Source organism: Roseofilum acuticapitatum BLCC-M154 (assembly GCF_030068475.1).
Taxonomy (GTDB): Bacteria; Cyanobacteriota; Cyanobacteriia; order Cyanobacteriales; family Desertifilaceae; genus Roseofilum; species Roseofilum acuticapitatum.
This window is the reverse complement of sequence record NZ_JAQOSP010000065.1, coordinates 1-11561: the sequence shown is the minus strand read 5'-3', so window position 1 is coordinate 11561 and position 11561 is coordinate 1. Positions and strand designations below refer to the sequence as shown.

Annotated in this window: 15 protein-coding genes; 3 read left to right on the top strand and 12 right to left on the bottom strand. The window is 48.5% G+C overall.

Annotation, left to right across the window (positions count from 1 at the left end; all coding sequences use genetic code 11):
• Positions 1-64: 64 nt before the first annotated feature.
• The 4 genes from PMG71_RS09555 to PMG71_RS09540 form a co-directional block, all read right to left on the bottom strand.
• Positions 65-250 (bottom strand): hypothetical protein, encoded by a 186-nt coding sequence (locus PMG71_RS09555; protein WP_283753442.1) that lies wholly within the window; start codon positions 248-250, stop codon positions 65-67.
• Positions 251-253: 3 nt separating this feature from the next.
• The gene (locus tag PMG71_RS09550) at positions 254-406 is read right to left on the bottom strand and encodes a hypothetical protein (protein ID WP_283753441.1); all 153 of its coding nucleotides are present in this window, start codon (positions 404-406) and stop codon (positions 254-256) included.
• A gap of 183 nt (positions 407-589) precedes the next feature.
• Positions 590-1135 carry a hypothetical protein gene (locus PMG71_RS09545; RefSeq protein ID WP_283753440.1) on the bottom strand — a complete coding sequence of 182 codons (546 nt, stop codon included), beginning with the start codon at positions 1133-1135 and terminating at the stop codon, positions 590-592.
• On the bottom strand, positions 1068-1457 hold the full coding sequence (locus PMG71_RS09540; RefSeq protein ID WP_283753439.1) for a hypothetical protein: 390 nt from the start codon (positions 1455-1457) through the stop codon (positions 1068-1070). The genes PMG71_RS09545 and PMG71_RS09540 overlap by 68 nt, the downstream gene beginning before the upstream one ends.
• 261 nt (positions 1458-1718) lie before the next feature.
• On the opposite strand from PMG71_RS09540, the gene PMG71_RS09535 reads away from it, so the two are divergent.
• On the top strand, positions 1719-1931 hold the full coding sequence (locus tag PMG71_RS09535; protein ID WP_283753438.1) for a hypothetical protein: 213 nt from the start codon (positions 1719-1721) through the stop codon (positions 1929-1931).
• 360 nt (positions 1932-2291) lie between these two features.
• Positions 2292-2768 (top strand): hypothetical protein, encoded by a 477-nt coding sequence (locus PMG71_RS09530; protein ID WP_283753437.1) that lies wholly within the window; start codon positions 2292-2294, stop codon positions 2766-2768.
• Here the strand turns inward: PMG71_RS09530 and PMG71_RS09525 are convergent.
• From PMG71_RS09525 to PMG71_RS09515, 3 genes are all read right to left on the bottom strand, one after another.
• Positions 2765-3415 (bottom strand): KOW motif domain-containing protein, encoded by a 651-nt coding sequence (locus tag PMG71_RS09525; RefSeq protein WP_283753436.1) that lies wholly within the window; start codon positions 3413-3415, stop codon positions 2765-2767. The genes PMG71_RS09530 and PMG71_RS09525 overlap by 4 nt on opposite strands.
• 57 nt (positions 3416-3472) lie before the next feature.
• Positions 3473-6286, bottom strand: a complete 2814-nt coding sequence (locus PMG71_RS09520; RefSeq protein ID WP_283753435.1) for a phage/plasmid primase, P4 family — start codon at positions 6284-6286, stop codon at positions 3473-3475.
• 263 nt (positions 6287-6549) lie between these two features.
• Entirely contained in the window at positions 6550-6822 is a 273-nt protein-coding gene (locus PMG71_RS09515; RefSeq protein WP_283753434.1) for a hypothetical protein, read from the bottom strand.
• A 247-nt stretch (positions 6823-7069) separates the two neighbouring features.
• On the opposite strand from PMG71_RS09515, the gene PMG71_RS09510 reads away from it, so the two are divergent.
• Positions 7070-7504, top strand: a complete 435-nt coding sequence (locus PMG71_RS09510; protein ID WP_283753433.1) for a hypothetical protein — start codon at positions 7070-7072, stop codon at positions 7502-7504.
• 24 nt (positions 7505-7528) lie between these two features.
• On the opposite strand, the gene PMG71_RS09505 is transcribed toward PMG71_RS09510, so the two are convergent.
• From PMG71_RS09505 to PMG71_RS09485, 5 genes are all read right to left on the bottom strand, one after another.
• Positions 7529-8602 (bottom strand): glycosyl hydrolase 108 family protein, encoded by a 1074-nt coding sequence (locus PMG71_RS09505; RefSeq protein WP_283753432.1) that lies wholly within the window; start codon positions 8600-8602, stop codon positions 7529-7531.
• Positions 8595-8954 (bottom strand): hypothetical protein, encoded by a 360-nt coding sequence (locus PMG71_RS09500; RefSeq protein ID WP_283753431.1) that lies wholly within the window; start codon positions 8952-8954, stop codon positions 8595-8597. Before PMG71_RS09500 ends, PMG71_RS09505 begins: the two co-directional genes overlap by 8 nt.
• A gap of 165 nt (positions 8955-9119) precedes the next feature.
• Positions 9120-9452, bottom strand: coding sequence for a hypothetical protein (locus PMG71_RS09495; protein ID WP_283753430.1), 333 nt, complete (start codon positions 9450-9452; stop codon positions 9120-9122).
• Position 9453: 1 nt separating this feature from the next.
• Entirely contained in the window at positions 9454-10752 is a 1299-nt protein-coding gene (locus PMG71_RS09490; RefSeq protein ID WP_283753429.1) for a hypothetical protein, read from the bottom strand.
• Positions 10739-11416: a hypothetical protein gene (locus PMG71_RS09485; RefSeq protein WP_283753428.1), complete on the bottom strand. Its 678-nt coding sequence runs from the start codon at positions 11414-11416 to the stop codon at positions 10739-10741. Before PMG71_RS09485 ends, PMG71_RS09490 begins: the two co-directional genes overlap by 14 nt.
• Positions 11417-11561 lie beyond the last annotated feature (145 nt).

The following is an 11561-nucleotide window of genomic DNA, read 5'->3' as shown; positions in this document are numbered from 1 at the left end:
AGTTCCTTTAATGAAGGTCAAGAGGGCGATCGCCGCGAGTGGTATCTTGGCGATCGCTTCTCTGCTATTTGGATGGATAAGGCGGTATCGGGTATTCCTTAGCGCTTAAGTCCAGATAGGTCTGGAGTCTCTGGAGATCGTCTACTGCGTTATAAAAGCTCTCAATGTGCCCTTCATCTTCAATGTCTTGGAGACAGGCGATCGCTTGGTCGCGGTACTTCTTGATTTGTTGTTCGTTATAGTTGGCCATGTTTTAACTCTCTAATCTAATGTGCATGGTGGTTAAAATTGCGCTCTTCAGATCTTCGGCATCCCGATCTTCAAAATAGAAATATTCAGCCAAAGCGATTGCTAATCTACAAAGGTCGTTAAAGCGCTCGTCTTGGAAATATTCGGGTTTGTTCATCTTAGATTCCTCCCAATGGTGACAAGATAATCGGACTGTATTCGATTCTGGGTAAAGCTTGCAGGGATTGCAGAGCCTCGGTTAGCTTGTTTAGGATGCGGTTAATCATGGGGTCTTTTTGGTTGTAATTTTCTAGGGTTTGTTGCAGGGAATTGATAGCGATTATCAGTTCCCTTTCATGAGTTACGCGCTCAACTTTCCCCCCTGCAAAATGGTATCAGCAAGGCTTAAAGCGTTGGCGGTTAGCTCGTTTAGGTCTTGCTGTTCCTGTTGTGGGTCTTTGCCCAAAATATCGTATGGGTTGAATTGGGCAATTGAATTTAAGCGGTTAATCTTTGCGGTCAATTCCTGCTTGAGCTGGTCGCTCTTGGTAGCCAACCGTGCAGCATTCCGAAATTGCTCTAACTTGGTTTCCTCTTCAGCAATAGAGGCTAGTTGAATCTGCCAGATAGCGTCAATCATTCCGTTAATGTTCTCTTCAGAGATGCCGGTTTTGGTGGCAATCTCCGAGATGGGAACACGCGCTAAGGCTTGGGATTTTTCGCGCTTCTCAGGGGATGCGGCGATCGCTTTCTTGGTTCCGTTCACCACGTGCCGAACTGTCTTCGCTTCTTCATTGCTGATGGTGTCCGTTAACTCCGGATCAGACTGGATCTCGCTTTCAAGCAATAGCAAGTCTAGATCCTCCGTCGTCATGTCCAGTTCTCTGGCTAGGGTTTTCTTGTTCATTTTCGTAAGTCTCAAGTGAAAGTAATTGGGGTCTTGATTTGATAGTGGCGATCGCTAACTTCCTATTGCCCTGGATAGCGAAGATCTGTTTGATTTTGCCAAGTACCCAAACCATGTACCCATTGAGTAAGGGCTGTTTGGGACTGAATTTATCGGCTGCCTTCTTAGCGATCCGATAGTCGGCAACATACAGGTAAGCAATCCGCATATAGGGGTAAAGCGATCGCCGATCCATTCCCAAGGCACGACCAGCCGATGAAATACTGTAAGCCGTGCCCTGTATGGATTTCCGGTTTATGCGTTCAATGTAAATAATGTCCATCGGTATTAAGTTTTCTAGGTTCTGTGGGTTAGTAGTCCAGTTTTTACGCTGGCAGGTGCAAGTGGGGTGACAACGAGCCTTAACCCTGTTGGCCGGTAACCTTCCCTCGGTTAGCACGGCAATCTTGGGGTGTCGTCTCTGTCGTCATGCCTTTATAGTAACACAACGCCATTTCGTTGTGAAATAATAGCGGTATAGCAAGATAACAAAGCTATTGATAGGAAGGTATGACACTATGGAATTAGAGTTAAAAAAAAACAGATGTCTGAGGACAACGAAATGGCCAGGAGAAATAACCCGGATTATCCGCAAGTTTGTGGCCGGGTTCATAGAAGCGTAGTAGAGGAGATGAAAATAGAGTGCATCCGATCTGGGATTAATCAATCAGAAGCGCTAGAGAAAGCTTTGAGGCTGTGGCTATCTGTTGAGAACTCCAGGAAAAAAGAAGAGGAGAGCGATCGCCATGCGGATTAGATATACTACTGTACGGTAGTCTAAGAGCCTCTAAGAACAAAAACAAAATTTTTGTGCCAACGGAGGAAAAAGCCGCGCCATAAGTTTGGAATTTTAGCTCAAGTTTGTTCGCGGCTTTTTTCGGAGTGGCCAAAAATTTTAGCGGAGGCTCCCCCACCATAATCTCCCACTAAGCAGGTTAAGTTCCTTGCCGTAGCGGGTTTTTGTTCGCCGCCTCCCACCGATCACTATCTCTAATCCACTGCACCCCTACCCATTGCAGATTACTACTGTACAGCAGTATTGCATCCTATCTTGTTGCAGGTTATTTATGGCAGACTACTACTGTACGCTAGTCTGGAAAAACTGGGAAATGGTTCTATGTCGGATGGGATATATTTCTCGGCTCAGATCGTGGCTCAGTTGTTGCACCAAAAAATTATTACAGTTGAGTTTGACCAGGGCGGGGTAGTCTACCGATTAGAGTCTGGCAAAATCTTGGCGGCTACTCCGCGATCGGGCAAGGATGAGGCCAAGCGATCGTACCGGGGCAAAGTAGATCGCCTACTCACCCCAAAACCCAAAACCAATCCTTATGCTGGGCGGGGGCTGGCTAAAAAAGAGTTGGTAGCTACGGGACACTTCACCCACAAGCAGATCCGATCAATCCTTCCGGGTCAGAGAGTGGCGGATCGCTTTGGCTTCTGGTGGCAACGAATAGACACCCCCAATAGACCAGGGCGCGATCAGAGAGGGTTTAGAAATGGCCGGGGGCGTTTGATGGCTTCCTATATCGGGTTAGCGTCCGAGTCTGATAACTGGGAGCGCTACAGCGAAGAGTTGGTCCGGTTGATTTAATTGCGGGGGCTGCTGGGGAGTTCCAGTAGCCTGATACGGTCGTCATTATCCCAAAGCATCGTCATCTCTGGTTCCTCTTGTGCTTGTTCTGGTTGGCGCTTTAATAGATCCTTAGCTGGGAAGTTCGGAATATAGCCAGAATCATCCATCCTCATTTCATAGGTGATTAGTCCGCCTTTTTTCCGGTCAACTCTTTTGATTGTGGCTACCTTCCCATAGTGCTTACCCTTGGCTGTGATTTTCACCTCATCCCCGGATCGGAGTTCTCCGTCTTTGGCCGGTTCCCATCCTTCTATGGTGGGTGTGTTTTGAGTTGTAGGCGCTTGCCTCTCACCGGTGGCTACGACAAAATTAATAGAGGGTGAGTATGACCAATTGTGTTCAAACCAATGGTCTTCAAAGTAAAGATAGTCTTTAGGGTCTCCATCAAAAGCTACACCGCAATAAGTAGGCAAGACTGCACCATATTGATTAGTGAAATATTTACCAGGATCTGTCCGAAGCCACCAGAAGCCATAATCATCCTGGAAAAAATCACCCGGATTAGCATGATAAATCACCGATCCATCACCAAAGCGATACAGCAAACATAAATTAAGTCGATTGAAATAGCGCCCAAGATATGGGTGTTTTTCTGTTGTCATCATAAGCACCTACGATTTAACTGCGGGGGCTGCTGGGGAGTTCCAGTAGCCCGATTAGCTTCAAACTTTCCAGAAAATATCCTCTTTCCAGCTTCTGTCAATTGCTAGGCGTGGTACTGAGCAATATTGTCTAGATCCTTTCATTCCTTTGTGGAAGTGATCGGGGGAGCAAACATAGTGCCGTCCGTCTTTCCAAGGCTCTACATAAATCATCTCTCTGGGCGCGTTAGGGTTTCCGTAATATGGGATGTACTCCACGCGATCGCCATGATTAAGTTGTTCCGGGGGAGTGAGTTGGGGTGTGTTTTGAGTTGGCGCTGCCGGTGATTTTTTACTGTCGTTAGCTGTCATCGGTTGCCCAAAGCCTTTACCACTGGGGGTTACAGGCTTTTCATTTCCCGTTAATTTACTGTCACCACCCGTTCTGGGGTTACCGTCACCGGTGGCGATTGCTGTGGGCTGCTGGGGGGTCTTTTCCACGGGCGCGGGCGCGGGCGCGTGTGCGCGATCAGGTTTTTTAGCGGGTGGTTCTGGTGGGGGTGACGATTCGTTTTTGCGGCCGGTGATGGTTAAATCACCCCCATCGGTGACGGCTCTATCCTGCTCTAGGTCTGCTTTTAAGCCGTTGTGATAGTCAATGGCAGTTTCCAGGATCTCCGTCGGCGTGGGCACTTCCCTATGCGCTTCTTCATCGCGCAAAATCAACCCGATCGTATAGCTGCCTCTCTTGTTCCGGCCGTAGCTGGCATCCCACCCTACGTGATTGGCGGCCGTAATCAGGCGGGCTGTGAATTTATTCTGTGCTGCCGGTTTCTGGCCGGTTTCCTCACAGAATGTTTGATAGAGGGCGTAAAGGCTCTTGGTTTCTACTTGAATCCCCGGCGCGGCCACAATCTTGTGATCTAAGAACTCAGCCACTGAGTTTTCTTGGGTCTCCATTTTCCATTGTAAGAGGTTGAATTCTGGGATCTCGTATGCCCCTAACCCTCGGATGATTTCATCGCATTTTTGCGGGGCAATGCGTAGGGCACAATAGGTGAGCTGTGGAATTTCCCTAAGCATCAATTGCTCTACCATGTGGTTTCTAAGGGGGATCGGGCGGTTGAACTCTACCAGGCATAGACGGCGCTTAATGGCTCCGGTTTCACCCCTAAATAGCGGATCGTTGGAGATCATAAGCATTGTTCCGTTAAACTTGCTGCTGGCGGTTTTGCCGTAGATCTGCCGGTAACTAATCCGATCGCCACCGGTGATGCTCTTCAGATTGTTTAGGGCTGCCTCTGAAATTTTCCCCCCTTCATCAGGTAACGTTACCAATTGGGCATCAATCCAGTGGGCCACGTCGTAATCGCTGCCAAGCTTGGCTAGTTTTGAGGATTTAGCATTGTCATCCCCTACCAATGCCTCTAGGATGCGGGCGAAGGTTCCCTTACCCGTTCCCGGCGCACCGTATAAGTGGATAAATTTTTGCAGGGCGCTAAACCTCCACCCCATCACGCCATGGCAGATAGCCAGCAATTTAAGCATTTTTAAGCGATCGCCACCCATGGCATAAGCCCAAGCTCCGTAGATATTGGGGCAATACTTCTCTAATGCGTCTAACGGGTCGTCCGGGGGTGGTTCGCTTGGTTTCCACCAATCGCGGTCAATAACACTGGTGTTCATGTTTTCGGGGTCGTGGGGTGACATCTCTAGGGTCTCCATATCTACTACTCCATTAGCAAAGGCTCGGACTGATTCGCTCTGGGGCATCCATTCCCACTGCCTAAGCTCCCGTTCTAGGGTTTTTTGACAATCGGTTACCCACTTGTCGGTCTGGATCTGGTCTTTCACTTGGTGGTAGATCTCATCTCCGATCTTCTCTGGGGGGATAGCTTGCCAGTATTGGCCGTTCCATTCTCTCCAGGTCTTCTGCTCGTTGTGGAATTTCCATTTGTCCCGGTTGGCTTCTGCCACTTCCCGTGCGTAGCTTACCGGTGTTGGGGGTTTATCCTTGCGTTTGCCTTGTTCTACTGTACGGTAGTGGTCTGATATAAATTGTTTTTCCCATTGGGCGATCATCATTGCAGTCTCCACTACTTCGTCAAAGTTTCCGCCGTTAGCGATAAAATCATCCATGCCTTTTCCTTGGTTAATGTTCCATGTACAGATCCGACAGTCGTAGCCGCGTCGTTGTAGCTCTTTGGCCAGTCCGATCAACCCCCCCCATACTTTAGGGTTGGTCGTAAAGTCGGCATCAAAAGCTAGGGCAACTTGGCGGTTGCCTCCGTGGGGGAATAGTGCCTCTAGGATGGGTTTCAATTCCTGGGGTTTTTTCCGTTTGTGCCAGGAAGTGACCCCTGGGACTGAGACAGTAGCCCATCCTGCTTGCCACCCGGCTAGGCATTTCTTGATGCCTTCGGTGATGATGATGGGGAATGGGTAATCTTTGAGGATCTCCCCGATCGCTTTGGTATCCTCCCCACTCTCTACTAGGGGGAATGAAATCTCTTTGTAGCGTCTGGCAAACTGGGGGAAGTTCTCTAGGTTTCCCTGCGGTAGGTAGGCATCCGTCGGGCATCCTTTGCGGTTAAGGTATTTCCTCGGTTTCCCGTCCGAGTCTAGGGGTGGGGTTTGTGCCTTGACTTGCCAGGCGTTGGGGTTGGTCGATCCGTCAATATTTGCTCCGGTTGATTCCCAGCCGGGCGATCCATTCCATTGTTTCCAGTTGAGTTTGGCGGCGATCGCTTCTGGGGCGATCGGGGTGATTAGCGATCTAAGGTACTTATCCTTGATTCCCGATTGATTCAGATCGTCGGCGATCCAGGTGCTTAAGTTGGAATTTTGCCCATGCAGAGTTGGGCAATCTTTGATAAGATTGGGGGTAGAGTGCATTTTTTTTTGGTTACTTGAATTTGCATTCATTTTTCCTTTATTCTTTCCCTGGTGTTAGCGCACTGGGGTTTTTAAGAATTAGCAGAAAGAATGAATTGATTTCATTATAGGATATCTCTGTTTTCTTTCCCTTGTTTTTCGATGCACTAGGGGAAGTTTTTTGACGCACTAGGGCAAATCACCGTAAGCTGATTTCCCCTAGTGCAAAGGGATTGGAGGCTTGGTTTCTGATAGGAAATAGCGCGGGTATACTTGCGCTATTTTTAGTTTTCTAGCAGGCTCAAGGCTTTCTTGATTTCGGCCTTAATTTTGCCTCCTGCGTTGGCTTTGAGATCTAAAGCTTGCCGCAAGATCGCGATCGCTTCCTTCTGGGTCTTGCCGGTTCCAGGTTCGGTTATGCCTTCGTCTAGGGAATGGGCATAAGCCAGAACGCGATCGGCTAGGTGTTCAGGCACTCGGATCGCTTTGGTCTCATTGCTTGACTTCCATTTACTGAAATTCCGCTTCAATCCTTGGGTATTGCGTTGGTGAGTCATAATTACTTCTACTACTGTACAGTAGTACCATGCTATCATGACTTTGCACGTAAAGGGCGATCGCTTTTACATCTTGGGCTGGGTTAACCGTTCTGCATAACCACTACTGTACAGTAGTGATATATGAACAGTTAAGTTTGATTGTGATAGCCTTGGCGAGCGCGAGCTTGCGAGCGCCGCCCGGCGACATAGTAAACTTTGAAAACTCCCCTTTACTGATAGGGAGTTGAAATCGCAGCCTCCTCTTTTGCAATCTTCTGTGAGGCTTGATTGGCTTACTTTTCAGGGTTCACTTAGTGTGGATGATTTTACTAGGTTTATTAACTATCTTCAAATATCTTTACAAGATAGTTTTACTGATTCTCCTGGCGCTGGCGGACGTTGTGGTGTTCTTTATCAATCACATATGGTTGGTGTTGGACGGGGTACTTATATTGCCTATTCTCTACAGGAGTATGATCTTTTAGGTGATATTCTTGATGATCCGTCTATTGATTTTGCTATTCAGCTTAAAGGTGCTTCCTTGGGTATTTTCCCTTGCTTGAGTGATCAGATTCATTTTTTAGGCCAGCTTTTCCTTCTTTTTGGTGATTTGGCTCGTTTCTCCTGCTCGCGATTTGATATTGCTATAGACGATTGGTCTTGTGGCTGCGCTGGTGTTGACCAGGGGGATTTAACCTAATGCTGATTATGCGTGTAATCGGTGTCACTCTAGCTTTTTCTTTAGTGCGCTACTTCGGTTTAACCACCCCTGCAAGAAAACCTCCTGATCTGGTTTCCGGCTGACGATATCGTGATAATAATCCTCTTGCCTTTGGGCATAGGCGATCGCCTCATCTTTGGCGCTGCCATCCCCAATCAGGGCGTTAAATTCCTTAGCCTTGCCTACTCCGCTATTCACTGCGGTATTCATGCAGGCTAAACTTAACGGATATTCAAACTCACCACAGCCAGCCGCGTCCCAATAATCAGAGCGGTAGATTTCTGTTGCTTTCTCCTTGGTCACCTGGTTTGGGGTTAGTCCGTGTGCTTTGGCCCTTTCCTCAGTGATGCCCATATTGGTAGCGCCACCATTGTCATTGGGATGGTCACTGAATCCACCTTCAACATCGAAAATGAACGCCACAGATTTATCAAAATCAGATCCAGCGATCGCGGCGGTCGGTTTACCCGCTTTTCCTGACAACCGAACGCCCACGGCAAAATCAAATTTAGAGATAGAGCGCTGCTGAACTGGTTTGGATGCCGTGGGGCGGTCTATCATCATGCCGTTGCCCACGTAAATCCCCACATGGGTGATGGTTCCGGCTGGCCAATCTCCGTATGTGTTGCTGAATGCTATCAAGTCACCGGGTTTTAACTGACTTTCATCCATGATCAATGTTCCAATATCATCACCAAAGAATGAGTTAGCGTAGCCCTCTGAGGTGGTGTAACCATCATAGGGACTGGCTGTTACTCCTACGGATAATCCTGCTTCCTCAAGTACCGATCGCACAAAATAAGCACATTGTGCTGTAGTGCCGGGGTTATAGTCCTTGCCTACCCAGTTTTGAGCCGTGGCTACAATCTTGCTAGAGTTGGCGGTACTAATCGATTCTTGCCGGTAGCTGACCAGGTTTAGTGCTTTCCTCTGTGGCTGAAATTGGGGGGCATAGAGAAAGAGTAAGGAGGCGATCGCCACCGTGCCCACCGCTAAATCTTCCACTCCAGACCAAAACCGACGACGCTCTAGGACTTGGTGCTGATAGTCCGGGCTGCAATCTGTCAGGTTAACCATCGATAACCTCCTCTCCTGATTGCTTCTCAATCCATTCAATCTTTAGCGATCCGTCCTCTTGAGTGGATGCCTTAAAAATATAATCAAGTGACTCCCACATGGCATTGCCCAAGGCTTCAGGGCATCCCTCGCCTATAAGTGTTTCCAATTCGGCAAGCGTAGCCGGTGGATCTGCTTTTATTTTTTGCCAGTCCAGTGCATTTAATGAGGCTTTGCACGTGGCGATCGCTGTCTCTTGATTGGATAAGGGTGTAAATGCCCGTACCCACCAGGGCAACGAGGGGCGGATCTGTAATTCCCAGAGGGCTATACCGGCGATCGCCGAAATTATGATGATGTTGCGTTTTTTCATAGCTACAAAAAAGGGGTCAAAAGACCCCATGTGACGTTAAGTGAAAATCAATATTGTCCCATGCCAGTAGTTAACACGCTGGTGGGTTGCTGCTGTATTTGCTGTTGCCTAATTAGCCGATTGGCTTGAATTGGTGATAGTCCAGGCGCTTGCATTTGTTGAGCGCTAACGTATTGAATAGTGCTGCTGGAAACATGCCCCCCCCACATCAAGTACAGTGCGGGCAAACGCTCCAGTTTGTCCGGCTACAATCCCCGGCATAGGTTGATTATAATTAGCCTGTTTTGATGTGAAGCCACCAGCGAAATTGGTGGCAACATACGGGGTGGATAATGCCCCGATTAGGCAGACAAGTGTTAGCGCGGGTTGATATCTGATTCCCACCCATAGCGCACGGAATAGTCTCTTAAATTCTGTCCAGAAAATGGGGACGGTGTACTGACCGTCTACATAGCTAGATTCTAGCCACTCTCCAAAGAAATCACGTTTCTTGACCATTTCAGTTAACTCCTAAATTTTGCATGATAGTTTGTAAGTGTTGCCTGGCAACCTGGTAAGCTTGGTTGCCTCCTTTTTTGGCTCCCCAAACTACTTCTATAATTTTCGTTTGGGAGTAGCTGAACCGGTGTAACTCGATCGCCTTGCCTATGCTCTCTGGGGATGGTTCAGAGGGGGCAAGGGGGTCTCTCGGTTGCCATGGTTCAGCCGGTTCAAAATCGCTGTGTTCCTTGTCTAGTAGTTGGTTCAGCCATTTATGGCTTGACGGTTCAGACGGTTCAGGGGAACTATCATCGGTTTCACTGAACCGTGCCTGAACCGGCGGGTTGATAACAGGAACCTCTCGCACAAATGGGTCACCAGACACCGGAATCCACAACCCAAAGCGCTTTTTATCTTGATGGAGATCTAGGCATTTTTGGTAATATTTCTCTTTTTCATAAGGGAATTGTGGGTTGCTGCAAAATGCTACAGCTTCATTACCAAGAATGACCCGGTTAAAGTTTTTCCAGTCGCTACCATCAAGGGTTTTCGCATAGGGGGATTGACCACAAAGCAAGACCCGGAAACCAAGCGATCGCCCGACTTTATAGAGTTTCCTGATTGAGTCAATCGCCTTGCTTTTGTAGGTCAATGCAATCCAGTCCAACTCATCAATAACCACGGCTAAGTCTGTGTGTGGCTCTTCATTCTGTTGGCGTGCCCTTAGCCGTTTCTCCAGTTGTGATAGAGACTCCATTACAGACTCAATATCGGCGCATCTGGGGATGTATGACCATGATGGGTCTACCGCGTTATATTTTGGGTCAATAACCCATACTTCTGATGGATTCCAAATAGATAAAGCGTGTTCAGCTAGGGTGGTTTTGCCACTGTTGGTTACGCCATTGATGGCTAAGTGACAATGAGAATTGAGGAATTTATCGAGCCAATTGGTAGAGATTGAATTATGGTTTTTTCCCATAGTTATCGGGTGAATTTGAGCCACCCGATCGCCTCCTCCGCTTTGAGCCACTGGTACACCGTTAAATCCCATAGCGGGTAAGGGTTTGGCGGCTCCGGTGGGGGGTTCAGGTAACCCGCTATTACGCAACCCGATCGCCCCCATTGCCAGAGAAGTTAGTCCACCAATACCAAGCAGTGGCCATAGCGGTGAATTGTGTTGGCGTGGTGTGGATGCGGTACTGATGGCGATCGCTCGATTCTGCTGGTTAATCCACTGTTGCTGACTCCACCCCTGCCATGCCGTGAGAGCCAGAAGCGCACCGGCCGCGAGTAATCCTAAACTAATTTTGTTCATGGTTCAATTGCTCCTGTATATCCCTGGAGAGCTGGATCGCCCCGTCAATGCCTGCGCTTTTGAGGGTTTCTAAATCCTGGCTAAAGCGCTCTATCCCCTGCTGTATCTGGGTTTTGGATAATGGCTCAGTTCTGGGGCTGATGCCAGAGCGGGCGATCGCTAGTGCTTGGGATTTTCCGATAAGCCTTGCTAGTTCAGCCGGGTCATTGGTGTTCTGGATTTCACCTATCAGGTTATCCTCAAAGCTTTGATAGCACTGGTCTAGAGGCTTCTGATGGCATGGATGGTTGGGAGTGTTGGCGAACTCAATCGCTTTGGCAATCAAGCGCTGTGCCTCTAGATTGATGGCGTTCTGGCGGTGTCGTTCAGCCCATAAGAGAAGTTGGTTTAGTGAATCCTCACCACCCCTACCGAATGGCTGTCCACCACATGGGGATGGGTCAAGGGTGGCGATCGTGCTTCCCTGGGCATCAATGCAGAATTTCTGGAGAATCCAATCAGACCTAATGAGCCATTCCGGATCGGGTTCGCTGGGACTGGCTAATGCTTGGAGTGCTTGCCCATAGGCGATCGCTGGTTTTGGCTCTGGCTTCAGCGCCCACCATGCAGCTATTCCTAGCGCACCGGTGGCGGCTGCTAGGAGTAAAATATGTTTAAGCTTCATTTTTAGTTCCTTTAATGAAGGTCAAGAGGGCGATCGCCGCGAGTGGTATCTTGGCGATCGCTTCTCTGCTATTTGGATGGATAAGGCGGTATCGGGTATTCCTTAGCGCTTAAGTCCAGATAGGTCTGGAGTCTCTGGAGATCGT